Below are 25297 nucleotides of genomic sequence, written 5' to 3'. Positions count from 1 at the left end.
GGGAACGCCCTCCCGCGTCGGTAGACTCGTTCCTCGTGTCCGAGACTCCCGAGATCACCCCTGAAGCGGTGGATGCCGCCGTCGACGCGGCTCTCGCCGCGATCGCCGCCGCCACCACCACGGCCGAGCTGAAGGCGGCGCGTTCCGCGCACACCGCCGAGGGCTCGCCGCTGGCCGCCCTCAACGCGCAGCTGCGCAACGTGCCCAACGAGCGCAAGGCCGAGTTCGGCAAGCTCGTCGGGCAGGCCCGCGGCCGGGTCACCCAGGCGCTCGCCGCCCGCGAGGGCGAGGTCGCCGCGGCCGAGACCGCCGCACGCCTCGAGGCCGAGCGGGTCGACGTCACCGCGCTCGCGCAGCGCGCGCGCACCGGTGCACGGCATCCGCTGAGCCTGCTGCAGGAGCAGATCGCCGACCTGTTCGTCGGCATGGGGTGGGAGATCGCCGAGGGCCCCGAGCTCGAGCACGAGTGGTTCAACTTCGATGCGCTCAACTTCGACGCCGACCACCCGGCACGGCAGATGCAGGACACGTTCTACGTCGATCCCGTCGAGCGTCACCTCGTGATGCGCACGCACACCAGCCCCGTGCAGGTGCGCAGCATGCTCGAGCGCGACCTGCCGATCTACATCCTCGCCCCGGGCCGGGTGTACCGCACCGACGAGTTCGATGCGACCCATCTCCCCGTCTTCAGCCAGTTCGAGGGTCTCGTGGTCGACAAGGGCATCACGATGGCGCACCTCAAGGGCACGCTCGACCATGTCGCGCGGGTGCTCTTCGGCGACGAGGCGAAGACCCGCATGCGGGCGAACTTCTTCCCCTTCACCGAGCCGTCGGCGGAGTTCGACCTGTGGCACCCCACCTTCAAGGGCGGTGCCCGCTGGATCGAGTGGGGCGGCTGCGGGATGGTGAACCCCAATGTGCTGCGCGCGGCCGGGATCGACCCGGAGGTGTACTCCGGGTTCGCGTTCGGAATGGGCTTCGAGCGCACCCTGATGTTCCGCAGCGATGTACAGGACATGCGTGACATGGCCGAAGGCGATGTCCGCTTCAGCGAGCAGTTTGGAATGGTGGTCTGATGCGCGTTCCGCTCTCGTGGCTGCGTGAATACGTCGACGTCCCGGCGGATGCCACGCCCGAGGATGTCCTCGCGGCGCTGGTGTCGGTGGGCTTCGAAGAGGAGGACGTGCACGGCTTCGACCTGCAGGGCCCGATCGTCGTCGGCCAGGTGGTCGAGTTCGTCGAGGAGCCCCAGTCCAACGGCAAGACGATCCGCTGGTGTCAGGTCGACGTCGGCGAGGCCAACGGGGGAGTGCGCGGCATCGTCTGCGGCGCCCGCAACTTCTTCGCCGGCGACAAGGTCGTCGTGACCCTGCCGGGTGCCGTGCTGCCGGGGCCCTTCCCGATCGCGGCGCGCAAGACGTACGGCCACGTGTCGGACGGCATGATCGCCTCGGCGAAGGAGCTGGGGCTCGGTGACGAGCACAGCGGCATCCTGCGCCTGGTGGAGCTGGGCCTCGACCCCCAGGTGGGGACGGATGCCATCGCCCTGCTGGGCCTGGACGACGTCGCCGTCGAGATCAACGTCACGCCCGACCGCGGGTACGCGCTGTCGATGCGCGGCGTGGCGCGCGAGTACTCGCACGCCACCGGTGCGGCGTTCCGCGACCCGGGCGAGCGGGAATGGGGCGAGCTGCAGCAGCCGGTGGAGGGCTTCGCCGTCGCCGTGGATGACCAGGCGCCCATCCGCGGGCACCTGGGGGCGAGCGAGTTCGTCGTGCGGATCGTCCGTGACGTCGACCCCACCAAGCCGACACCGCCGTGGATGGTCGCGCGGCTGACGCTCGCCGGCATCCGGTCGCTCGGCATCCTGATCGACATCACCAACTACGTGATGCTCGAGCTCGGCAACCCGATCCACGGCTACGACCTCGACCGCCTGCAGGGCGGCATCACGGTGCGCCGGGCGCACGAGGGCGAGAAGCTCACGACGCTCGACGGCAAGGAGCGCACGCTCAGCCCCGAGGACCTGCTCATCACCGACGAGTCCGGCCCCATCGGCCTCGCCGGCGTGATGGGCGGCGGCACGACCGAGATGACCGATGCGACGCGCAACGTGCTCATCGAAGCCGCGATCTTCGACACCGTCTCGATCGCGCGCACCGCCCGGCGGCACAAGCTGCCCTCCGAGGCGTCGCGTCGCTTCGAGCGCGGCGTGGATCCGCTCATCCCGTTCGTCGCCGCCCGGCGCGTGGCCGACCTGATGGTGGAGTACGCCGGTGGCACGCTCGACACCGAGGTCGGCGGCGCGCTGTTCGCCGACGTGCACATCGCCGGCATCGAGCTGCCGAAGCCCTTCGTCCCGGGGCTCATCGGCGTGGACTACAGCGATGCGGAGATCGTCGGCGCGCTGGAGACGATCGGCTGCGAGGTGACCGAGACCGCCCAGGGGTGGGTCGTCATCCCGCCGTCGTGGCGTCCCGACCTCACCGACGCGTGGACCCTCGCCGAGGAGGTCGCCCGCATCCACGGCTACGACCGCATCCCCTCCGTGCTGCCGGTGCCGCCGTCGGGCCGCGGGCTGACGCCCGCGCAGTCCGGTCGGCGCCGGGTGGCGAACGCGCTGGCAGCCGCCGGGTACACCGAGACGCCGTCGTTCCCGTTCACGACCGCCGAGCAGAACGACCTGCACGGGTCGGCGTCGGGGGAGCACCTGCCCAGCGTCAAGCTCGCCAACCCGCTCGACGGTCAGGCCCCGTTCCTGCGTCGTTCGCTCGTGCCGGGTCTCCTGCAGGTGGCGCACCGCAACCTGGCGCGCGGGTTCGGCGACCTCGCGCTGTTCGAGACCGGCGCGGTGTTCCTGCCTGAGCCCGGTGTCGCCTACGGCACCGACCACGTGCCGCCGCTGGCGGTGCGCCCGGATGCCGCCACGCTCGCGGCCCTCGACGCGTCGATTCCGCCGCAGCCGCGTCACGTCGCCGTGCTGCTGACCGGCCAGCGTGTCGCGAAGCAGCCCGGGCAGTCCGCCGAGGCGTTCGATCTGGGCGATGCGCTGGATGCCGTCCGCACCATCGCGGTGGCCGCGGGTGTCACGATCGATGTCGCCCAGGGCGAGCGTGCCGCGCTGCACCCGGGACGCACCGGCGTGCTGGCTGTCGGCGACATCGAGGTGGGGTACGTCGGCGAGGTGCTGCCGGCCGTCTCTGAGGCCGCCGACCTGCCGGGCCGCGTGATCGTCGCCGAGATCGACCTCGACCGCGTGCTGTCGCTCGCGGGCGACCGTGTCGTGGTCGCGTCGCTGTCGGGGTACCCCGCGGCGACCCAGGACGTCTCGCTCGTCGTGCCTGCCGAGACGCCGGCATCCGCCGTGCGCGCCGCGCTGGTCGACGGGGCGGGCGACCTGCTGGAGTCCCTGCGGCTGGTGGACGACTACCGCGGGGCGGGGCTTCCCGACGGGGCGAAAAGCCTCACGTTCGCGCTGCGGTTCCGCGCGCCCGACCGCACGCTGACCGCGGCGGAGGCCACCGAGGCGAAGCTCGCCGGGGTCGCCGTCGCCGCCGACCGCCTGGGAGCCGCCATCCGCGAGTGAGCGTGCGCCGCCGGCGCTCCCCGCCGGGAGCGTCGGTCTAGCGGGATCCCCAGTTCCAGGCCGGGACGTCGAGGAGCCCCTGACCGGCCACGACGGTGCCGTCGGCGGTGCGCTGCAGCTCGACGCGCTCGGCGCCGTCGAGACCCGCGACCAGCTGCGGCGCGTGCGTCACGACGATCAGCTGGGTGCGATCGGCTGCGGCGGCGATGAGCCCGGCCAGGGGGTCGAGCAGGTCGGCGTGCAGACTGGCCTCCGGCTCGTTGAGCACGATGAGCGGCGCGGGTCGCGCCGGCAGCAGCGCCGCGCACAGCAGGAGGTAGCGCAGGGTGCCGTCGGAGAGCTCGGCGGCCTGCAGCGGTCGCAGCAACCCGGGCAGGCGCAGCGCCAGCGAGAACAGGCCGTCGGCCGCGGTGACCTCGACGCGCGCGCCGGGGAACGCCGCATCGACCGCAGCGGCGAGGGCTGCGCCGTTCCCGGCGTCCTCGATGGTCGCCCACACGGCCGCCAGGTTCTCGCCGCCGTGCGACAGCGTGTGTGAGCGGGTGCCGACCTGGGGCCGGCGCGCCGGGGCATCGGCGTCGACGCGGAAGTGGTCGTAGAACCGCCACGCGCCGAGCATGCGCCGCAGCGTCAGCAGCTCGGGTGCGGTGTCGCCGTCCGCGAGGTCGGTGACGATGCTCTCGAAGGGAGCCAGGGTCTGGTCCAGCGTCGTCCAGCCGCCGTCGCGCACCCGGGTCGCGCCGCGCAGCCGATCGATGAGCAGGGTGGCGGGCTTGGCCAGGGCTCCCGCGAAGACCTGCTCGCGCTTGATCTCGGGGTCGCGGGCGAAGAGGTTGCGCTGGTCGGACTGCGGGATGCCGAGGTCGATCAGGTAGCCGAGCTCGTCGCCGGCGAAGCCCAGCTGCACGGCGACCGGCGCACGGCGCAGGGTCGCCGCGCCGCCGCCGTTCTCGGGGCCCGCCCACAGCACGGAGGGGAGGCCGCCCTCACGGGCGATCGCCGCGATGAGCGATCCGGTGGCGGTGGCGGAGAGCAGACGCAGCGCGCGGTACAGGTTGGACTTGCCCGACCCGTTGGCTCCGGTGACGACGGTGAGCGGGGCCAGGGGGACGACCACGTCGCGCAGCGACCGATAGCCGGAGACGGCGAGAGTGCGGAGCATCCCTCGATCCTGGCAGGTCGCCCCGACACCGCGCCGAGCGGGGGCTCCGTCGGTGCCGCGCCATACCCAAGGGCGACCCGAGCGCAAGGCGTCGCGCCGCGGCATCCGCTCTGCTGGAATCGACCCATGGTGGATGTGCTGATGCTGGGTGGGACGGGCTGGCTGGGTTCTCGGGTGGCAGAGCGCTGGCTCGCCAAGGGCGCGAAGGTGACGTGCCTGGCGCGCGGACGACGACCCGCACCCGAGGGGGCACGCCTGGTGACGGCGGACCGGGGGGCGCCGGGGGCGTATGACGCCGTCGCCGACCGGGAGTGGGATGAAGTGGTGGACGTGTCCTCGGATGCGGCCCACGTGGCGTCCGCGGTGACCGCGCTCGCCGCCCACACCCGCCACTTCACCTTCGTCTCGACGGTCTCGGTGTACGCGGATGCCGACGGCGACGGCGACGAGTCCGACGCGGTGGTCGGCCCCGCGGCGGCGGGGCAGTCGGACTACCCCCACGAGAAGGCGGCGGCGGAGGCCATCGTCCGCAGCGCCCTCGCGCACCGTGCCGCGATCGTGCGCCCGGGGCTGATCGCCGGCCCTGGCGACCCGACCGACCGGTTCGGCTACTGGGTGTCGCGGTTCGCCCTCGCGGGGGATGCGCCGGTGCTCGTCCCCGAGACCGACGGCAAGGGCGCCGCGGTGATCGACGTGGACGATCTCGCCGACTTCATCGTCGCGATCGGGGACGCACGCTGGACCGGCGTCGTCAACGCCGTCGGCGACCCCCACGCGCTCGCGGACGTGCTCGCGCAGGCGCGGGAGGTCGCCGGGCACACGGGCGACATCGTGGCGGCGTCGGACTCGTGGCTGGCCGAGCATGCCGTCGGGCACTGGTCCGGCCCGCGCTCGCTGCCGCTGACCGTGCCATCGGGGCATCGGGGCGTGTGGTCGCGGTCGAACGCCGCCTACAAGATCCTGGGCGGGCGGCTGCGGCCGCTGCGCTCGACGCTCGAACGCACGCTGGATGCCGAACGCACGGCGGGGCTGGACCGTGACCGCCGCGCGGGGATGACGCGCGAAGAGGAGATCTCGCTGCTCTCGGCGATCGAGTGAGTCACCTCGGACACCCTGGGTCGCCCGCCGGGTCCGTCCCCAGCCGACGCGGGTTTGCGACCGAGGGCTGAGGGGGGATATCGTCGCGGCATGCCTTCGGCTGTGTGCACCTCCGCGACGCTCGTCTCGAGCATCGCTGCTGCGCGCCGCCGGCGGGACGGGCGCCGACTCTAGGCGACCCTGCGCGCGGCCGTCCAGCCGCCGTCGGTGTCGCCGTCACCGGCCCCGCATCCCAGCCAATTAAGGTGTATTCATGACCTATTCGGTCGCCGTCTCCGGCGCTTCCGGCTATGCGGGCGGCGAGATCCTGCGTCTGCTCGCCGCTCATCCCGACATCGAGATCCGCACCGTCACGGCGCACTCCAACGCCGGGCAGCCCCTCATCGACCACCAGCCGCACCTGCGGTCGCTGGCCCACCTGCAGCTGCAGGAGACCACGCCCGAGGTGCTCGCCGGGCACGACATCGTGTTCCTCGCCCTGCCCCACGGGCAGTCGGCGCAGTACACCGACGCGCTGGCCGACACCCCGCTCGTCATCGACGCTGGCGCTGATCACCGTCTCACGTCCGCCGCGGCGTGGGAGCAGTTCTACGGCGGGCCGTTCCCGGAACCGTGGGCCTACGGCGTCCCCGAACTGCTCGTCGACGGCGGGAAGCAGCGTCACCGCCTCGTGGGCGCGAGCCGCATCGCCGCTCCCGGCTGCAACGCCTCCACCGTCAGCCTCAGCCTCGCGCCCGGTGTGGCCGCCGGCGTCATCGACCCGGGCGACATCGTCTCGGTGCTCGCCGTCGGACCGTCCGGAGCGGGCAAGAGCCTCAAGCCGAACCTGCTCGCCGCCGAGGTCCTCGGCAGCGCGAACCCGTATGCCGTCGGCGGCACGCATCGGCACATTCCCGAGATCCGGCAGGCGCTCGCCGCAGCCGCGAGCTCCGAGAGTGCCGACCCCGCCGGCATCCGCGTCTCGTTCACCCCCGTGATCGTGCCGATGGCCCGCGGCATCCTCGCCACGAGCTCGGCCCCCATCGCCCCCGGCGCGACGGATGCCGACATCCGCGGCGCCTGGGAACAGGCGTACCGCGACGAGCCGTTCGTGCAGCTGCTCCCCGCAGGCACCTTCCCGCGCACGGCCGACGTGGTCGGCGCCAACACCGCGCTGCTGGGCCTCGCGATCGACCGCGCCGCGAACCGCGTCGTCGTCGTCGCGGCGGTGGACAACCTCGTCAAGGGCACCGCCGGCGCGGCGATCCAATCGATGAACATCGCCCTCGGCCTTCCCGAGGCCACGGGCCTGACCGTGAACGGAGTGGCACCGTGAGCGTCACCGCAGCACAGGGATTCGAAGCGGCCGGCGTGGCCGTCGGCCTGAAGTCCAGCGGCAACAAGGACGTCGCGATCGTCGTCAACCGCGGCCCCCGCAAGGTCGGCGCCGCGGTGTTCACCACCAACCGCGCCAAGGCGAACCCGATCATCTGGTCCCAGCAGGCGATCGCCGACGGAGTCGTCGAGGCCATCGTGCTCAACTCCGGCGGCGCGAACTGCTTCACCGGATCGTTCGGCTTCCAGACCACCCACCAGACGGCCGAGAAGACGGCAGAACTGCTCGGGGTGAGCGCGGGCGACGTGCTCGTCTGCTCCACCGGCCTGATCGGCACCGGCGACGAGGTCTTCCGCGCCAAAGTGCTCGACGGCGTCGCGCGGGGCATCGCCGCGCTGTCGCCGGAGGGTGGCGACGATGCCGCCCAGGCGATCATGACCACCGATTCGCGTCAGAAGTCCAGCGTCTTCCGCGGGGAGGGCTGGACGATCGGCGGCATGGCCAAGGGCGCCGGCATGCTCGCTCCTGGCCTGGCGACCATGCTCGTGGTGATCACGACCGACGCCGTGCTCGACGCCGCGGAGGCCGACGCCCACCTGCGCGCCGCCACCCGAGTGAGCTTCGACCGGCTCGATTCCGACGGCTGCATGTCGACCAACGACCAGGTGACGCTGCTCGCGAGCGGTGCCACCGACGTCGTCCCCGACCCGCACGCGTTCCGCGCCGCGCTCACCGCGGTCTGCAGCGACCTCGCCCGTCAGCTGCAGGGCGACGCCGAGGGCGCCAGCCACGACATCACGATCCAGGTCACCGCGGCGGCGACCGAGGACGACGCCGTTACGGTGGGACGCTCGGTCGCGCGCAACAACCTGTTCAAGGCCGCCATCTTCGGCAACGACCCGAACTGGGGTCGCGTGCTGGCGGCGATCGGCACGACCGACGCGGCGTTCGACCCGTACGACGTGGACGTCTGGATGAACGGGGTGCGCGTGTGCACCGCCGGCGGCCCGGACCGCCCCCGCGAGGAAGTCGACCTCACCCCCCGCGCAACGCACGTGCACATCGACCTGAAGGTCGGCGACGCCGCGGCGACGATCCTCACCAACGACCTCACGCACGACTACGTCCACGAGAACAGCGCCTATTCCTCATGACCGACATCCAGCAGACCACCCCCGAAGAGGCCGCGGTCAAGGCGGGCGTGCTCATCGAGTCGCTGCCGTGGCTCAAGCGCTTCAGCGAGCAGATCATCGTCATCAAGTTCGGCGGCAACGCCATGGTCTCCGAAGAGCTGCAGGACGCCTTCGCCGAAGACATCGCGTACCTGCGTTTCGTCGGGGTCAAGCCCGTCGTCGTGCACGGCGGAGGGCCGCAGATCTCCCGCATGCTCGACCGCCTGGAGATCCCGAGCGAGTTCCGTGGCGGCTACCGGGTCACCTCCACCGAGGCGATCTCGGTGGTGCGGATGGTGCTCACCGGTCAGATCAACCCGCAGCTGGTCAGCCGCATCAACACGCACGGCCCGTTCGCCAGCGGCCTCTCGGGCGAGGACGCCGGCCTGTTCGGCGGACGTCGTCGCCGCGTGCACGTCGACGGGGTGGATCATGACCTCGGCAACGTGGGCGACGTCGTCGAGGTGGACCCGCAGCCGGTGCTGGATCAGCTCGCCGCCGGTCGCATCCCGGTGGTCTCGAGCATCGCGCCCGACCTGGACAACCCCGGCCAGTCGCTCAACGTCAACGCCGACGCCGCCGCGGCATCGCTCGCCGTCGCGCTCGGGGCGACGAAGCTCATCATCCTCACCGATGTGCCGGGTCTGTACGCCGACTGGCCCGACCGCAGCTCGCTGGTGTCGCACCTGACGGCCACGGACCTGCGTGCCATGCTGCCGAGCCTGGAGTCGGGGATGATCCCGAAGATGCAGGCATGCCTGGACGCGGTGGACGGGGGAGTGGACACCGCGGCCATCATCGACGGCCGCCAGCCCCACTCGCTGCTGGTGGAGATCTTCACGGAACAGGGCATCGGCACGGAGGTGGTGGCGGGATGACCGCGGACAACTGGCAGGACGACGCACGCCGGGATCTGGTGCGCAACGTCGGCGATCGGTACGCACTGTTCGTGCGCGGGGAGGGCGCGTCGCTGTGGGATGCCGAGGGGCGCCGCTACCTCGACTTCCTCGCCGGCATCGCCGTCACCTCCCTCGGTCACGCCCACCCGGCGTTCGTCGAAGCGGTCGCCACCCAGGCGGCGACCCTCGCGCACGTGTCGAACTTCTTCGCCACGCCGCCCCAGCTCGAGCTCGCCGCGCGCCTCAAGCGCCTGGCCGGCACCGGCGAGAGCGGCCGGGTGTACTTCGCCAACTCGGGCGCCGAGGCCAACGAGGCCGCCTTCAAGCTCGCCCGTCTGCACGGCGGCGCCGAGCGCCCCCGCATCATCGCGCTGAAGGATGCCTTCCACGGCCGCACGATGGGGACCCTCGCCCTGACCGGCAAGCCGTACATGCAGGAGCCGTTCCTTCCGATGGTTCCCGGCGTCGAATTCATCGACTCCACCGTCGAGGCGCTCGAGGCAGCGCTCGACGACCGGGTCGCGGCGCTGTTCGTGGAGCCCATCAAGGGCGAGGCGGGCGTGGTGGAACTGCCGGCCGGCTTCCTCCAGGCCGCGCGCGAGCTCACCGCCCGGCACGGCGCGCTGCTCATCATCGACGAGATCCAGACCGGCGCCGGACGCACCGGCGCCTGGTTCGGGTTCCAGCACGCCGGCATCGTCCCCGACGCCATCACCGTGGCCAAGGGCATCGGCGGCGGCTTCCCGATCGGCGCGCTCATCACGTTCGGCGAAGCCGGGGAGCTGTTCTACCCGGGCACCCACGGGTCCACGTTCGGCGGCAATGCGCTCGGCACAGCCGTGGCCTCGGCCGTGCTCGCCGAGATCGAGTCCGCCGACCTGGTCGGCAACGCCGCCGCGCGCGGCCCCCAGATCCGGGAGGCGATCGCCGCGATCGGCTCACCCCTGGTGGAGGGATGCCGCGGGCAGGGTCTGCTGATCGGCGTCGCCCTGCGGCATCCCGTCGCCGCCGCGATCGTCGCCGCCGCGCAGGAGCACGGACTCATCGTCAACGCCGCGAACGACCGCACGGTGCGCCTGGCGCCGCCGCTGACCATCGGCGACGTCGAGATCGACGAATTCGCCGACCTGTTCGCGCGCTCCCTGTCCACGGTCGAGCAGGCTCTGCTGCTCGACGACCCCGCGAACGACACCCCCATCCACTCCGAGGAGGCCCCCGCGTGACCCGCCACCTGCTGCGCGACGACGACCTGACCGCCGCCGAACAGGCCGAGATCCTCGACCTGGCCGTCGCGCTGAAGAAGGACCGCTGGAAGCTGAAGCCGCTGGAAGGCCCGCAGACGGTCGCGGTGATCTTCGACAAGTCCTCCACCCGCACCCGGGTCTCTTTCGCGGTGGGCATCGCCGACCTCGGCGGCTCGCCGCTGATCATCTCCACGGCCAACAGCCAGTTGGGAGGCAAGGAGACCCCCGCCGACACCGCACGGGTGCTGGAGCGCCAGGTCGCCGCGATCGTCTGGCGCACCTACGCGCAGGCAGGGCTCGAGGAGATGGCCGCGGGAACCCGGGTGCCTGTCGTCAACGCGCTCAGCGACGACTTCCACCCGTGCCAGCTGCTGGCCGATCTGCTCACCGTCCGCGAGCACAAGGGCGACCCCGCCGGGCTCACGCTGACGTTCTTCGGCGACGGCCGGAGCAACATGGGCCACTCCTACGCGCTCGCCGGTGTGACCGCCGGCATGCACGTGCGCATCGCCGCTCCCGAGGGCTACGGCCCGCAGGAATCCGTGGTCGCCGACGCACACCGTCGCGCCGCCGAGACGGGCGGCTCGCTGACGCTGTACACCGACCCGGCCGCCGCCGCCGCGGGCGCCGACGTGATCGTCACCGACACCTGGGTGTCGATGGGCAAGGAGGAGGAGAAGGCCGCGCGCCTGCGCGACCTCGGCGCCTACAAGGTCACCGCCGAGACCATGGCGCTCGCCTCACCCGACGCGATCTTCCTGCACTGCCTCCCCGCCGACCGCGGTTACGAGGTCGACGCCGAAGTGATCGACGGGCCGCAGAGCGTGGTCTGGGACGAGGCGGAGAATCGGCTGCACGCGCAGAAGGCGCTGCTGGTGTGGCTGCTGCGGCAGGGGTAACCCGACTGGACGCGCCCGGCCGGCTGGCCGGGATCGATCTGGCACGGGGGCTCGCGATCGTCGGCATGCTCGCCGCGCACCTGCTCGACGAGCGCGTGGCTGAGGCCGCACCCTGGACGGGAATCGTGGACGGCCGCTCGTCCATCCTCTTCGCCACGCTCGCCGGGGTGTCGGTCGGCATCGTCACCGGGGGACGAACCCCGCTGACGGGCGAGCGCATGCGCAGCGCGCGGGCGCGGCTGGCCCTGCGTGCCGGGATGCTGTACCTGATCGGCCTCGCGCTGATCGCCACCGGCGTGCCGGTCTTCGTCATCCTGCCCGCGTACGCACTGCTGTTCCTCCTGTCGCTGCCGTTCACCCGGCTGTCCGCCCGCACCCTGTTCCTCGTCGCCGCGGGCTGCGCGGTGACGATGCCGTTCGTGCAGGCCGCACTGGACATGCTCCCGTGGTGGGGGACGCCGGTGGGCGGGGACGTGTCGCTGCTGCTGGGCTGGCACTATCCGTTCCCGGTGTGGATCGCGTTCGTCCTCGCGGGGATGGGCCTGGCCCGCACCGACCTGCGGGACGCGATGGTGCAGCTGCGTCTCGTGGTCGCCGGCGCGGCCCTCACCCTCACGGGCTACGGCCTCGCCGCCGTCTCGGGCACGCGCGAACACGAAGAGGGCGCATCGGTGTGGGCGGCGACGTGGACGGCGCGACCGCACTCCAGCGGCATCCTGGAGGTCATCGGATCCGGCGGCTTCGCGATCGCGGTGATCGGGGTGTGCCTGCTGCTGTGCCGCACGCCGCTGCGGTGGCTGGTGCTGCCGCTGCGGGCGGCGGGTGCGATGCCGTTGACGGCCTATGTGGCTCAACTCGTCGTCTGGGTGATCTGGGCGATCGCGGCACTCGGGCGCACCCAGGACCTCGCCGCGTTCCGTGCGCTGGAGCCGTTCTGGCCGATCACCATCGGAATCCTCCTCGGCTGCACGGCGTGGGCGCTGCTCATCGGGCGCGGACCGCTCGAGTGGCTGGTGGGCGTCGTGGCGGGCCGGGCCGTCCCCGACCGGGCGGTCGTGCCCCGGTAGGCTGGAGCGGTGAGCGGAAGCAAGAGCGAAGGTACGAACGCGGGCGCACTCTGGGGTGGGCGGTTCGCGACGGGCCCGTCGCCGGAACTGGCGGCGCTGAGCCGATCGACGCACTTCGACTGGGTGCTCGCTCCTTACGACATCGCCGGCTCCCACGCCCACGCGAAAGCGCTCGCCGCAGCCGGCTACCTCACCGCCGACGAGGAGGCGCGCATGCACGCCGGCCTCGATGCGCTGGCCGCCGCCGTGCAGGACGGCTCCCTCACCGCCGCGCCCGGCGACGAGGACGTGCATGGTGCGCTCGAAGCGGCACTCATCGCCGAGGTCGGCGCCGACCTCGGCGGCAAGCTGCGCGCCGGTCGCAGCCGCAACGACCAGATCGCGACGCTCGTGCGGCTCTATCTGCTCGACCACGCCCGCGTCATCGCGCGCGAGATCCTGCGCGTCATCGACGCGATCGTCGCACAGGCCGAAGCGCACCCGACGGCGATCATGCCCGGGCGCACCCACCTGCAGCACGCCCAGCCGATCCTGCTGGCCCACCATCTGCAGGCGCACGCGTGGCCGCTGGTGCGCGACCTCGAGCGGCTGCGGGACTGGTCGGTGCGCGCCAGCGTGTCGCCCTACGGCGGCGGTGCCCTGGCAGGGGCGACCCTGGGGCTCGACCCGCAGTTGGTCGCCGACGAACTGGGGCTCGCGCGCCCGGCGGAGAACTCCCTCGACGGCACCGCAGCGCGTGATGTCGTGGCCGAGTTCGCCTTCGTGGCGGCGATGATCGCCGTCGACGTCTCGCGCTTCGCGGAGGACGTCATCATCTGGAACACTCGCGAGTTCGGCTTCGTCACGCTCGATGACGGCTACTCGACGGGGTCGAGCATCATGCCGCAGAAGAAGAACCCCGACATCGCCGAGCTCGCCCGCGGCAAGGCGGGTCGGCTGATCGGCAATCTGTCGGGCCTGCTGGCGACGCTGAAGGCCCTGCCCGTGGCCTACAACCGCGATCTGCAGGAGGACAAGGAGCCGGTGTTCGACTCGGTCACCACCCTCGAGGTGGTGCTGCCCGCGTTCGCCGGGATGGTCGCGACACTGCGGTTCGACACCGACCGCATGGCCGCCCTCGCGCCGCAGGGGTTCTCCCTCGCCACCGACGTGGCCGAATGGCTCGTCAAGCGCGGCGTGCCCTTCCGTGACGCGCACGAGATCTCGGGTGCACTGGTGCAGGCATGCGAGCGGCGCGGCATCGAGTTGCACGACGCCGACGACGCCCTGCTCGCCGAGGTGTCGTCGCTGCTCACCCCCGACGTGCGGGAGGTGCTCACGATCGAGGGGTCGGTCGCCAGCCGCGACGGCGCGGGCGGCACGGCGCCGGTGCGCGTGGGGGAGCAGCGCGCCGAACTGATCACGCGCGCGCAGGCCGCAGCGCATGCGCTGGGCCTCTGAAAATAAGCAAAGCACTGATATTTTCTAGATATAAGCACTAGCCTTATGGCATGAGCCACGCAGCGGTGATCGCAGACATCGTCGGCTCGCGCCGGTTGCCGGACCGGGCGACCGCGCAGGCCGCCCTGGATGCGGCGATCGCACGGGTGGAGGCGGACTTTCCGCTCGCCGACCGGCCGCTGCGCCCCATCGTGGGCGATGAGTTGCAGGGGGTCTACCCCACCCTCGTCGGGGCGACCACGGCCACCCTGCTGCTGCGTCTCGCTCTTCCCGATGGCATCGAGTGCCGCTTCGGCATCGGGGTGGGGCCCGTCCGCGACGTGCCGTCGACGGCGGTCGGCACCATCTCCGAGGGGCCGGCCTGGTGGGCTGCGCGGGCGGCCATCGACATCGTGCACGCCAAGCAGAGCCGCGCTCTCCCGTCGTCGCGCACGTGGGCGGTCGCCGCAGAAGGGGAGGATGCCGCCACAGCCCAGTCCGTCCGACTGGCCAATGCCGCACTCCTCACCCGCGACCAGCTGATCTCCGCCATGGGGGAGCGCGCACGTCGCATCACCTACCGGCGATGCCTTGGCCATACCCAGCGTGCGATCGCCGCGGACGAGGACATCAGTCAGTCGGCCGTCTCCCAGGCGCTGGTCTCCTCCGGGGGAGCGGTGCTCGTCGACGCGGTGCAGACCCTCCTGTCCCCGTGATTCCGCGCGACACACCCGGGATGCGGGCCTGATTTGCCGAGACCGCAGGAGCGGCGTAATGTTTTCTCTGTTGGCCCCACAGGGGAAAGCGAAGCGGCCGGAAGGCCCCGCCCCCTCAAGTAGCCACAACCCATCCCACTCGCTCCTCGGAACGAAGCGTCTTTGACGTGGATGGATCTTCCCCGACTCGCCGGCTGGTCGATTTGACAAGCGCCGCGAGATGGGTAAGATAGAGAAGTTGCCCTGCGGGGGAGGTCGAGAGGCCGAACAGCAGGAGCATCCGATCCTTGAGAACTCAACAGCGTGCACTTGTCAAATGCCAAATAACCTCGTCCCGGTTTTTACCGGGTGAGATTCCTTTGGATCAAAGTCCGGCACTTCGGTGTCGGCAACGGATAAGTCAGTAATGACATCCATTTGGTCAGTTCAAACTCGCTGCTTCGGCCTTTTTCCGGTCGTTGTCAGTATTTTTCTTTTACGGAGAGTTTGATCCTGGCTCAGGATGAACGCTGGCGGCGTGCTTAACACATGCAAGTCGAACGGTGAAGCAGAGCTTGCTCTGTGGATCAGTGGCGAACGGGTGAGTAACACGTGAGCAACCTGCCCCTGACTCTGGGATAAGCGCTGGAAACGGCGTCTAATACTGGATACGAGCTGCGACCGCATGGTCAGCAGTTGGAAAGATTTTTCGGTCTGGGATGGGCTCGCGGCCTATCAGCTTGTTGGTGAGGTAATGGCTCACCAAGGCGTCGACGGGTAGCCGGCCTGAGAGGGTGACCGGCCACACTGGGACTGAGACACGGCCCAGACTCCTACGGGAGGCAGCAGTGGGGAATATTGCACAATGGGCGAAAGCCTGATGCAGCAACGCCGCGTGAGGGACGACGGCCTTCGGGTTGTAAACCTCTTTTAGCAGGGAAGAAGCGAAAGTGACGGTACCTGCAGAAAAAGCGCCGGCTAACTACGTGCCAGCAGCCGCGGTAATACGTAGGGCGCAAGCGTTATCCGGAATTATTGGGCGTAAAGAGCTCGTAGGCGGTTTGTCGCGTCTGCTGTGAAATCCCGAGGCTCAACCTCGGGCCTGCAGTGGGTACGGGCAGACTAGAGTGCGGTAGGGGAGATTGGAATTCCTGGTGTAGCGGTGGAATGCGCAGATTATCAGGAGGAACACGATGGCGAAGGCAGATCTCTGGGCCGTAACTGACGCTGAGGAGCGAAAGGGTGGGGAGCAAACAGGCTTAGATACCCTGGTAGTCCACCCCGTAAACGTTGGGAACTAGTTGTGGGGTCCATTCCACGGATTCCGTGACGCAGCTAACGCATTAAGTTCCCCGCCTGGGAGTACGGCCGCAAGGCTAAAACTCAAAGGAATTGACGGGGGACCCGCACAAGCGGCGGAGCATGCGGATTAATTCGATGCAACGCGAAGACCTTACCAAGGCTTGACATATACGAGAACGGGGCAGAAATGGTCAACTCTTGGACACTCGTAAACAGGTGGTGCATGGTTGTCGTCAGCTCGTGTCGTGAGATTGTTGGGTTAAGTCCCGCAACGAGCGCAACCCTCGTTCTATGTTGCCAGCACGTAATGGTGGGAACTCATGGGATACTGCCGGGGTCAACTCGGAGGAAGGTGGGGATGACGTCAAATCATCATGCCCCTTATGTCTTGGGCTTCACGCATGCTACAATGGCCGGTACAAAGGGCTGCAATACCGTGAGGTGGAGCGAATCCCAAAAAGCCGGTCCCAGTTCGGATTGAGGTCTGCAACTCGACCTCATGAAGTCGGAGTCGCTAGTAATCGCAGATCAGCAACGCTTGCGGTGAATACGTTCCCGGGTCTTGTACACACCGCCCGTCAAGTCATGAAAGTCGGTAACACCTGAAGCCGGTGGCCCAACCCTTGTGGAGGGAGCCGTCGAAGGTGGGATCGGTAATTAGGACCTAAGTCGTAACAAGGTAGCCGTACCGGAAGGTGCGGCTGGATCACCTCCTTTCTAAGGAGCATCTGGCACCCTCGGGTGTCCAGGCGCCGGATCGGGACATACGTTCCCGCCGGTAGCTCATGGGTGGAACATTTGACTTGGTGTCGGAGGGTTGACCTCATCTCAGTACGCTGCTTGCAGCTGGAACGGGTGGGGTGAGGCTGCCGGCACATGCACGCTGTTGGGTCCTGAGGGACGGATGCGCACTGGCCTTTCGGGGTTGAGTGTCAGACGGATCCTCTGGACCTGCTTTTGTTTGCCGGCTTTGCTGGTGAGCGGGGTGGGTACCGCCCGTACTTTGAGAACTACACAGTGGACGCGAGCATCTTCGAGATGATCCTTTATGGATTGTTTCGATCGATGATCTTAAAGATCATTAGTCAATTTCTGATCCGAGCTGCTTGCAGCTTGGGTTGCGAGTTTTGATTCAAACTCATGTGATTTTCAAGTCTTTAAGAGCAAACGGTGAATGCCTTGGCATCTGGAGCCGAAGAAGGACGTAGCAATCTGCGATAAGCCTTGGGGAGTGGATAAGCACACTTTGATCCGAGGATTTCCGAATGGGGAAAACCCCGCTGGGCGGCGTGCCGACCCAGTGACTCCCGCCTGAATATATAGGGCGGGTAGAGGGAACGTGGGGAAGTGAAACATCTCAGTACCCACAGGAAGAGAAAGCAACCGCGATTCCGTTAGTAGTGGCGAGCGAAACCGGAACAGGCTAAACCGAGTACGTGTGATATCCGGCAGGAGTTGCGTATTCGGGGTTGTGGGACTTTTCAGACAGTTCTGCCGAATTGTCGGCGTTACAAGAAGGTATAGACGAACAGGATTGAAAGCCTGGTCATAGAGGGTGCGAACCCCGTAGTCGACATGCCTCTCTTGACGCGAAGAGTATCCCAAGTAGCACGGGGCCCGAGAAATCCCGTGTGAATCTGTCAGGACCACCTGATAAGCCTAAATACTCCCAGATGACCGATAGCGGACAAGTACCGTGAGGGAAAGGTGAAAAGTACCCCGGGAGGGGAGTGAAATAGTACCTGAAACCGTTTGCTTACAAACCGTTGGAGCCTCCTTAGTAGGGGTGACAGCGTGCCTTTTGAAGAATGAGCCTGCGAGTTAGCGATATGTGGCGAGGTTAACCCGTGAGGGGTAGCCGTAGCGAAAGCGAGTCTGAATAGGGCGATTCAGTCGCATGTCCTAGACCCGAAGCGAAGTGATCTATCCATGGCCAGGTTGAAGCGACGGTAAGACGTCGTGGAGGACCGAACCCACTTAGGTTGAAAACTGAGGGGATGAGCTGTGGATAGGGGTGAAAGGCCAATCAAACTTCGTGATAGCTGGTTCTCTCCGAAATGCATTTAGGTGCAGCGTTGCGTGTTTCTTGCCGGAGGTAGAGCTACTGGATGGCCGATGGGCCCTACAAGGTTACTGACGTCAGCCAAACTCCGAATGCCGGTAAGTGAGAGCGCAGCAGTGAGACTGTGGGGGATAAGCTTCATAGTCGAGAGGGAAACAACCCAGACCACCAACTAAGGTCCCAAAGCGCGTGCTAAGTGGGAAAGGATGTGGAGTTGCTTAGACAACCAGGAGGTTGGCTTAGAAGCAGCCACCCTTGAAAGAGTGCGTAATAGCTCACTGGTCAAGTGATTCCGCGCCGACAATGTAACGGGGCTCAAGCACGCCACCGAAGTTGTGGCATTGACATTATTGGTAGGCCTTCGTGGTCCAGCCGTGTTGATGGGTAGGAGAGCGTCGTGTGGCCAGCGAAGCGGCGGTGTGAACCAGCCGTGGAGGCTACACGAGTGAGAATGCAGGCATGAGTAGCGAAAGACGTGTGAGAAACACGTCCTCCGAAAGACCAAGGGTTCCAGGGTCAAGCTAATCTTCCCTGGGTAAGTCGGGACCTAAGGCGAGGCCGACAGGCGTAGTCGATGGACAACGGGTTGATATTCCCGTACCGGCGAAGAACCGCCCAAGCTAATCCAGTGGTGCTAAGTGCCCGAATTCCTCTGATTCGATCCCTTCGGGGTGAGAACGTTGGAGCTAGCGCACGACCCCATGCTGGTGCGGTTAGCGTATTAACAGGTGTGACGCAGGAAGGTAGCCCAACCCGGGCGATGGTTGTCCCGGGGCAAGTGCGTAGGCCGAGTGATAGGCAAATCCGTCACTCATACAGGCTGAGACACGATGCGGATAAAAAGTGGGTGATCCTATGCTGCCAAGAAAAGCATCGACGCGAGGTTCTAGCCGCCCGTACCCCAAACCGACTCAGGTGGTCAGGTAGAGAATACCAAGGAGATCGAGAGAATCGTGGTTAAGGAACTCGGCAAAATGCCCCCGTAACTTCGGGAGAAGGGGGGCCTTCGACGTATTAGGACTTGCTCCGAAAGCGTTTGGAGGCCGCAGAGACTAGTGGGTAGCGACTGTTTACTAAAAACACAGGTCCGTGCCAAGTCGCAAGACGATGTATACGGACTGACGCCTGCCCGGTGCTGGAAGGTTAAGAGGACCGGTTAGCCGCAAGGCGAAGCTGAGAATTTAAGCCCCAGTAAACGGCGGTGGTAACTATAACCATCCTAAGGTAGCGAAATTCCTTGTCGGGTAAGTTCCGACCTGCACGAATGGCGTAACGACTTCCCAACTGTCTCAACCGCGAACTCGGCGAAATTGCATTACGAGTAAAGATGCTCGTTACGCGCAGCAGGACGGAAAGACCCCGTGACCTTTACTACAGCTTGGTATTGGTGTTCGGTGTGGCTTGTGTAGGATAGGTGGGAGACTTTGAAGCATGGACGCCAGTTCATGTGGAGTCATTGTTGAAATACCACTCTGGTCACTCTGGATATCTAACTTCGAACCGTAATCCGGTTCAGGGACAGTGCCTGGTGGGTAGTTTAACTGGGCGGTTGCCTCCCAAAAAGTAACGGAGGCGCCCAAAGGTTCCCTCAACCTGGTTGGCAATCAGGTGGCGAGTGTAAGTGCACAAGGGAGCTTGACTGTGAGACTGACAGGTCGAGCAGGGACGAAAGTCGGGACTAGTGATCCGGCAGTGGCTTGTGGAAGCGCTGTCGCTCAACGGATAAAAGGTACCTCGGGGATAACAGGCTGATCTTGCCCAAGAGTCCATATCGACGGCATGGTTTGGCACCTCGATGTCGGCTCGTCGCATCCTGGGGCTGGAGTAGGTCCCAAGGGTTGGGCTGTTCGCCCATTAAAGCGGTACGCGAGCTGGGTTTAGAACGTCGTGAGACAGTTCGGTCCCTATCCGCTGCGCGCGTAGGAAGTTTGAGAGGATCTGACCCTAGTACGAGAGGACCGGGTTGGACGAACCTCTGGTGTGCCAGTTGTTCCGCCAGGAGCACCGCTGGTTAGCTACGTTCGGGATGGATAACCGCTGAAAGCATCTAAGCGGGAAGCCGGCCTCAAGATGAGACTTCCATGCCTTCGGGCGAGAGGCTCCCAGCTAGACTACTGGGTTGATAGGCCAGATGTGGAAGTGCAGCAATGCATGCAGCTGACTGGTACTAATAAGCCGATGACTTGATAACACACCCGTTTGAGGTGCTACGCGTCCACTGAGTGGTTCTCGATGTACGGTCGAGAACCGCATGACAACAATCTTTTGTTGTGTGCAGACTGAAACATCAATAGTGTTTCGGCGGCCATAGCGAGAGGGAAACGCCCGGACACATACCGAACCCGGAAGCTAAGCCTCTCAGCGCCGATGGTACTGCAGGGGGGACCCTGTGGGAGAGTAGGACACCGCCGGACTTCTTCCGTGAAATGGCCACCCAGAGTTGGGTGGCCTTTTCGCGTTTACAAGCAAATAGGGAAGGAGCCGAGATGACGGACGAGCAGCGACCGGACGACGGAGCGCGCCAGCGACCCAAGGGCGCATCCGCGGACCGGCGAAACACTGGCCAGAACAAGCCGCACGAGAAGCGCGAGGGGGAGCGTAAGCCCTTCGTCAAGCGCGACGGCGAGCGGAGGCCCTCTGCGCCTCGTGACGGTGAGCGGAAGTCGTACCCGCCGCGCGATGGCGATCGCAAGCCGTATGCTCCCCGTGATGGTGAGCGTCGCTCCTACCCGCCCCGCGACGGCGAGCGGAAGCCCTATGCGCCCCGCGACGGCGAGCGGAAGCCCTATGCGCCTCGAGACGGTGAGCGGAAGTCGTACCCTCCCCGTGATGGTGAGCGTAAGTCCTACGCGCCGCGCGACGGCGATCGCAAGCCGTCTGCGCCTCGTGATGGTGAGCGTCGGTCGTATCCTCTCCGCGACGGCGAGCGGAAGTCGTACCCTCCCCGCGACGGTGAGCGTAAGTCCTACCCGCCGCGCGACGGCGACCGCAAGCCGTACGCCCCTCGCGACGGTGAGCGTCGGTCGTACCCTCCCCGCGATGGTGAGCGTAAGTCCTACCCGCCGCGCGACGGCGACCGCAAGCCGTACGCCCCTCGCGACGGTGAGCGTCGGTCGTATCCGCCCCGTGATGGTGAGCGTAAGTCCTACCCGCCGCGCGATGGCGAGCGTCGGTCCTACCCGCCGCGCGATGGTGAGCGGAAGTCGTACCCGCCCCGCGATGGTGAGCGTCGGTCGTATCCGCCCCGTGATGGTGAGCGTAAGTCGTACCCGCCTCGCGATGGCGAGCGTCGGTCCTACCCGCCGCGCGATGGTGAGCGGAAGTCGTACCCGCCCCGCGATGGTGAGCGTCGCCCGTACGAGAAGCGTGATGGCGACCGCAAGCCCTACGCCCCTCGCGACGGCGGTGGCCGCCCCTTCGACGCCCGCGACGATCGGCGCGTCTCGCGACCGCCGCAGGAGCAGCGCGAGTCCGGACCGCAGATCCCCGATGAGGTCACCGCACGCGACTTGCATCCGTCGGCGCGCAACGAGCTGAAGACCCTGAGCAAGGAGAACGCCGAGCAGGTCGGCCGCCACCTCGCGATGGCAGCAAAGCTCATCGACGAGGACCCTCAGCTGGCGCACGAGCACGCGCTGGCGGCCACCCGTCGTGCCGGCAGGATCGCCGTCGCACGCGAGACGGCCGCGATCACCGCGTACGCCATCGGCGACTTCGCCCTGGCGCTGCGGGAGCTGCGCACCTACCGCCGCATCTCCGGACGCGACGACCAGATCGCGCTGATGGTCGACAGCGAGCGAGGCGTCGGTCGTCCCGACCGTGCGCTCGAGGTCGGGCGCTCCGTCGATCGCGCGACCCTCCCCACGCCCGCGCGCGTGGAGCTGGCCATCGCCATGTCCGGCGCTCAGCTGGACCTCGGCCAGCCGGAGCGTGCGCTCACCGAACTCGACATCCCCGAACTCGACCCCGACCGGGCGTTCGAGTGGAGCCCCGCGCTCTTCGCCGCCCGCGCCGCCGTGCTCGAAGAACTCGGCCGCGACAGCGAGGCCGCCGAGTGGCAGCGTCGCGCGGTCGTCGCCGCCGAGGTCATCGAGGCGGCCCTCGGCGGCCCGGCCGATGACGAGGTGCAGGTCGTCGACGAGGTGGAGGAGATCACGCTCGAGGAAGACGACATCGCGCCGCAGTCCGCTGATGAGGCGGTTGCTGATGAGGCGGTTGCTGATGAGGCGCAGGCGTCGTCGGAGCCGGTTTCCGAGTTCGAGTCCGAGCCGCAGGTGGCGCCGGATCCTGACGCCGAGGCGCCGGCATCCGATGACTCGATCGACCCGAAGAGCGAGACGCTCTTCGACCACGACCCGGAGGCGTGATGAGGCTGTTCTCCCGTTCGGCCGCAGCCGCTGAGCGTACGCCGCTCGACGGCGTCGACGCGGTGCTGGCCGACCTCGACGGCGTGGTCTACGCCGGGCCGGGTCCGCTGCCGCACGCGGTGGAGAGCCTGCAGCGTGCCGGCGAGGGCCGGCGGCTCGGCTACATCACGAACAACGCCTCCCGCACCGATGCCACCGTCGCCGGACATCTCCGTGACCTCGGCCTCACCGGGACCCGCCCCGAGGACGTCGTCACCAGCCCTCAGGCGGCCATGCGGCTGCTGCGCGAACGGGTCGCCCCGGGCGCGCGCATCCTGGTCGTGGGTGGTGACGGTCTCACCGTCGAGGTGGAGAAAGCCGGCTACGCGGTGACGCGCAGCGCCGAGGACGCTCCGGCAGCGGTCGTGCAGGGGTTCGCCCCCGACGTCGGCTGGCAGCATCTCGCCGAAGCCGCGTACGCGCTCGCCCTCCCCGAGGACGAAGGCGGCATCCCGTGGATCGCCACCAACACCGACTGGACGATCCCGCAGGCGCGGGGCCTCGCGCCGGGCAACGGCACGCTGGTGTCGGCGGTGCACACGGCCGTCGGTCGTCTCGCGGTGGTCGCCGGAAAGCCGGAGCAGCCCATCTTCGACGAGGCCGTGGCCCGCTTCGGCGCGTCCAGCCCGCTTTTCCTCGGCGACCGGCTCGACACCGACATCGCCGGAGCGCAGGCCGCCGGCATCCCGTCGGTGCTGGTGCTCACGGGCGTCGACCGGCCGAAGCACGTGCTCGCAGCGCCCCCGCACTCGCGTCCCACCTACATCCTCGGCGACCTTCGGGAGCTGCACGAGCCGTACCCCGAGGTGAAGACCATCGGCGATGTCACGACCGTGCGCGATGCGTCGGTGCGCATCGACGGTCCCGACATCCACATCCTCTCCGAAGGCTCCCGCCCGATCGACCTGGTGCGCGCGGGCGCTGCGGCGATCTGGGCGACCGGTCGCGGGATCTTCGGCTTCCGTGTGCCCGAGCGACTGTACGCCGACCCGTTCCACCGCCCCTGATCCGGCGCGCCAGCGCCTATCCTGGGGGCATGCCGATGGATGCCGCACCCGACGCCGCCGCGCTCGATCCTGAGCAGCCGCAGCCGCGCGACGACCTGCTGTCGGCGATCGAGGTGATCGAGGACCAGCCGCTGGGGGAGCGCGCCCAGGGGTACGCGGCCCTCCACGACGAACTGGCCCGGCGCCTGCAGTCCGGTCCCGCAGACCCGGCGGCATGACCGCCCGCCTGGACGCCGTCGTCGCCGCACGAGGACTGGCGCGCTCGCGCACCCACGCCGCGCAGTTGATCGCCGCCGGCCTGGTGAGCGTCGACGGACGACCGCAGGTGAAGGCGTCGGCGCGCGTGGACGACGACGCCGAGATCGTCGTCGCCGCCTCCGACCACTACGTCAGCCGCGCCGCGCACAAGCTCATCGCCGCCCTCGACGCGTTCGACATCGACGTGCGGGGGCGGCTCGCCCTCGACATGGGCGCGTCGACGGGCGGCTTCACCCAGGTGCTGCGGGAGCGGGGCGCCGACCCCGTGCTCGCCGTCGATGTCGGACACGGCCAGCTCGCGGCATCCGTCGCCGCCGACCCGGGCGTGCGGGTGGTCGAGGGCTTCAATGTGCGGCACATGACGGCGGCCTCCCTGGCCGAGGCGGCGGGGGTCGCCGGTGCGCCCACCGTCGTCACCGGCGACCTGTCGTTCATCTCGCTCAGCCACGTGCTGCCGTCGGTCGCCGCCGTCAGTGCACCCGATGCGGACATCGTGCTGCTGATCAAGCCGCAGTTCGAAGTGGGGCGCACCGGGGTGCGCGAGGGGCTCGTGAAGAACGCCGGGCTGCGCGCCGACGCCACCGCCGGGGTGCTGTGGGCGGCGTGGGATGCCGGGCTCGGCACCTGCGGCCTCATCGCCTCGCCGCTGGCAGGCACCCACGGCAATGTCGAGTATCTCGTGCATCTCCGCCCGGGCGTCGACGGCAATCCGACAGAATGGTTGGGCACCGTGAACCGACTGGCGGAGATCGAATGACCCATCCCGAGCGCAGCATCCTCGTCGTCGTGCACGCCCACCGGGACGACAACGCCGACGCGGCGCGCCGGGTGATGCAGGCGCTGCAGTCCGCGGGCGCCCGCCCCGTGCTCGCCGCCGACGACCGGGCCGACCTCGAGGGCGTCGGCGTCGACCTCACCGGTGTCGCGACACTCGGCACCGACGTCGACGTCTCCGACATCGAACTGGCCATCGTGCTGGGCGGGGACGGCACGATCCTCCGGGCCGCGGAGTTGGTGCGCGACTGCACCGCGCCGGTGCTCGGCATCAACATGGGCCATGTCGGCTTCCTCGCGGAGATCGAGCGGGATGACATGGACGACGCGGTGCGCCGCGTCATCGCCCGCGACTACGACGTCGAGGAGCGCCTGGCGCTGTCGGTGCGCGTGAAGGATGCCGGCAACACGGTCATCTACGAGACGTGGGCGCTGAACGAGGCGACGGTGGAGAAGGCGAGCCGCGAGCGGATGCTGGAAGTCGTGATCGAGATCGACGGCCGGCCGCTGTCGAGCTTCGGCTGCGACGGCGTGGTCGTCTCGACCCCCACCGGCTCGACCGCCTACAACTTCTCCGGAGGAGGACCGGTCGTCTGGCCGACCGTGGAGGCGATCACGGTCGTTCCGCTGTCCGCCCACGCCCTGTTCGCCCGCCCGCTCGTGGTCAGCCCCGACGCGGCCGTCGCGATCGAGGTGCTGCACCGCAACAACGGGATCGGCGTGCTCTGGTGCGACGGGCGCCGTTCGCACGACCTGCCGCCGGGTGCGCGCGTCGTGGTGCGTCGATCGCCCAGCCCGGTGCGGCTCGCGCGGCTGCACCCCGCCGCGTTCACCGACCGGCTGGTGCGCAAGTTCCAGCTGCCCGTCACCGGCTGGCGCGGCCCCGCCGGGCCCGTCGACGCGGAGGCACCGTGACCGCCGCCGCGCCGGGG

General features: G+C 68.2%; 18 protein-coding genes and 3 rRNA genes. 19 read left to right on the top strand and 2 right to left on the bottom strand.

Annotated elements, in window-relative coordinates; translation table 11 throughout:
* Positions 1 to 35 precede the first annotated feature (35 nt).
* Complete coding sequence (gene pheS / locus QNO26_RS10335; RefSeq protein ID WP_257533167.1) at positions 36 to 1076, top strand: phenylalanine--tRNA ligase subunit alpha; 1041 nt, start codon at positions 36 to 38, stop codon at positions 1074 to 1076.
* Positions 1076 to 3586, top strand: a complete 2511-nt coding sequence (gene pheT / locus QNO26_RS10330) for a phenylalanine--tRNA ligase subunit beta (protein ID WP_257638255.1) — start codon at positions 1076 to 1078, stop codon at positions 3584 to 3586. Before pheS ends, pheT begins: the two co-directional genes overlap by 1 nt.
* Positions 3587 to 3623: 37 nt before the next feature.
* On the opposite strand, the gene QNO26_RS10325 is transcribed toward pheT, so the two are convergent.
* Positions 3624 to 4748 (bottom strand): AAA family ATPase, encoded by a 1125-nt coding sequence (locus QNO26_RS10325; RefSeq protein ID WP_257533163.1) that lies wholly within the window; start codon positions 4746 to 4748, stop codon positions 3624 to 3626.
* Between the two features lie 126 nt (positions 4749 to 4874).
* On the opposite strand from QNO26_RS10325, the gene QNO26_RS10320 reads away from it, so the two are divergent.
* The 12 genes from QNO26_RS10320 to rrf all read left to right on the top strand — a co-directional run bounded on the left by QNO26_RS10320 (position 4875) and on the right by rrf (position 20334).
* A complete protein-coding gene (locus QNO26_RS10320) occupies positions 4875 to 5846 on the top strand; it encodes an NAD-dependent epimerase/dehydratase family protein (RefSeq protein WP_257638256.1) in 972 nt (323 codons plus the stop codon).
* A 253-nt stretch (positions 5847 to 6099) separates the two neighbouring features.
* A complete protein-coding gene (argC, locus tag QNO26_RS10315; protein ID WP_257533159.1) occupies positions 6100 to 7161 on the top strand; it encodes an N-acetyl-gamma-glutamyl-phosphate reductase in 1062 nt (353 codons plus the stop codon).
* Positions 7158 to 8315: a bifunctional glutamate N-acetyltransferase/amino-acid acetyltransferase ArgJ gene (gene argJ / locus QNO26_RS10310; RefSeq protein WP_257533158.1), complete on the top strand. Its 1158-nt coding sequence runs from the start codon at positions 7158 to 7160 to the stop codon at positions 8313 to 8315. The genes argC and argJ overlap by 4 nt, the downstream gene beginning before the upstream one ends.
* Positions 8312 to 9211 carry an acetylglutamate kinase gene (gene argB, locus QNO26_RS10305; RefSeq protein ID WP_257533156.1) on the top strand — a complete coding sequence of 300 codons (900 nt, stop codon included), beginning with the start codon at positions 8312 to 8314 and terminating at the stop codon, positions 9209 to 9211. Before argJ ends, argB begins: the two co-directional genes overlap by 4 nt.
* Positions 9208 to 10455 carry an acetylornithine transaminase gene (locus QNO26_RS10300; RefSeq protein WP_257638257.1) on the top strand — a complete coding sequence of 416 codons (1248 nt, stop codon included), beginning with the start codon at positions 9208 to 9210 and terminating at the stop codon, positions 10453 to 10455. The genes argB and QNO26_RS10300 overlap by 4 nt, the downstream gene beginning before the upstream one ends.
* On the top strand, positions 10452 to 11375 hold the full coding sequence (gene argF / locus QNO26_RS10295; protein WP_257533151.1) for an ornithine carbamoyltransferase: 924 nt from the start codon (positions 10452 to 10454) through the stop codon (positions 11373 to 11375). Before QNO26_RS10300 ends, argF begins: the two co-directional genes overlap by 4 nt.
* The gene (locus QNO26_RS10290) at positions 11354 to 12442 is read left to right on the top strand and encodes a heparan-alpha-glucosaminide N-acetyltransferase domain-containing protein (RefSeq protein WP_257533150.1); all 1089 of its coding nucleotides are present in this window, start codon (positions 11354 to 11356) and stop codon (positions 12440 to 12442) included. Before argF ends, QNO26_RS10290 begins: the two co-directional genes overlap by 22 nt.
* Positions 12443 to 12451: 9 nt before the next feature.
* On the top strand, positions 12452 to 13882 hold the full coding sequence (gene argH / locus QNO26_RS10285; RefSeq protein ID WP_257638258.1) for an argininosuccinate lyase: 1431 nt from the start codon (positions 12452 to 12454) through the stop codon (positions 13880 to 13882).
* 50 nt (positions 13883 to 13932) lie between these two features.
* Positions 13933 to 14577, top strand: a complete 645-nt coding sequence (locus tag QNO26_RS10280; protein ID WP_257533147.1) for a SatD family protein — start codon at positions 13933 to 13935, stop codon at positions 14575 to 14577.
* A 474-nt stretch (positions 14578 to 15051) separates the two neighbouring features.
* A 16S ribosomal RNA gene (locus tag QNO26_RS10275) occupies positions 15052 to 16575 on the top strand.
* Between the two features lie 430 nt (positions 16576 to 17005).
* A 23S ribosomal RNA gene (locus QNO26_RS10270) occupies positions 17006 to 20111 on the top strand.
* A gap of 106 nt (positions 20112 to 20217) precedes the next feature.
* A 5S ribosomal RNA gene (rrf, locus tag QNO26_RS10265) occupies positions 20218 to 20334 on the top strand.
* The 16S, 23S and 5S rRNA genes sit together here, the layout of an rRNA operon.
* Before the next feature lie 45 nt (positions 20335 to 20379).
* On the opposite strand, the gene QNO26_RS10260 is transcribed toward rrf, so the two are convergent.
* The gene (locus tag QNO26_RS10260) at positions 20380 to 21435 is read right to left on the bottom strand and encodes a hypothetical protein (RefSeq protein WP_257638761.1); all 1056 of its coding nucleotides are present in this window, start codon (positions 21433 to 21435) and stop codon (positions 20380 to 20382) included.
* Here QNO26_RS10260 and QNO26_RS10255 point away from each other — a divergent pair.
* Genes QNO26_RS10255 through QNO26_RS10235 form a run of 5 tightly spaced genes read left to right on the top strand, consistent with a single transcriptional unit; the run spans position 21430 to position 25280 of the window.
* A complete protein-coding gene (locus QNO26_RS10255) occupies positions 21430 to 22287 on the top strand; it encodes a tetratricopeptide repeat protein (RefSeq protein ID WP_257638762.1) in 858 nt (285 codons plus the stop codon). The genes QNO26_RS10260 and QNO26_RS10255 overlap by 6 nt on opposite strands.
* The gene (locus QNO26_RS10250) at positions 22287 to 23333 is read left to right on the top strand and encodes an HAD-IIA family hydrolase (RefSeq protein ID WP_257534002.1); all 1047 of its coding nucleotides are present in this window, start codon (positions 22287 to 22289) and stop codon (positions 23331 to 23333) included. Before QNO26_RS10255 ends, QNO26_RS10250 begins: the two co-directional genes overlap by 1 nt.
* 29 nt (positions 23334 to 23362) lie before the next feature.
* Positions 23363 to 23551 carry a hypothetical protein gene (locus QNO26_RS10245; RefSeq protein ID WP_257534050.1) on the top strand — a complete coding sequence of 63 codons (189 nt, stop codon included), beginning with the start codon at positions 23363 to 23365 and terminating at the stop codon, positions 23549 to 23551.
* On the top strand, positions 23548 to 24348 hold the full coding sequence (locus QNO26_RS10240; protein ID WP_257638763.1) for a TlyA family RNA methyltransferase: 801 nt from the start codon (positions 23548 to 23550) through the stop codon (positions 24346 to 24348). The genes QNO26_RS10245 and QNO26_RS10240 overlap by 4 nt, the downstream gene beginning before the upstream one ends.
* A complete protein-coding gene (locus QNO26_RS10235) occupies positions 24345 to 25280 on the top strand; it encodes an NAD kinase (RefSeq protein ID WP_257534004.1) in 936 nt (311 codons plus the stop codon). The genes QNO26_RS10240 and QNO26_RS10235 overlap by 4 nt, the downstream gene beginning before the upstream one ends.
* Positions 25281 to 25297 lie beyond the last annotated feature (17 nt).

The organism is Microbacterium sp. zg-Y1090, from assembly GCF_030246945.1.
GTDB classification, from domain to species: Bacteria; Actinomycetota; Actinomycetes; order Actinomycetales; family Microbacteriaceae; genus Microbacterium; species Microbacterium wangruii.
The sequence above is the reverse complement of the archived record's forward strand: the minus strand, read 5'-3'. Positions and strand labels throughout refer to the sequence as shown.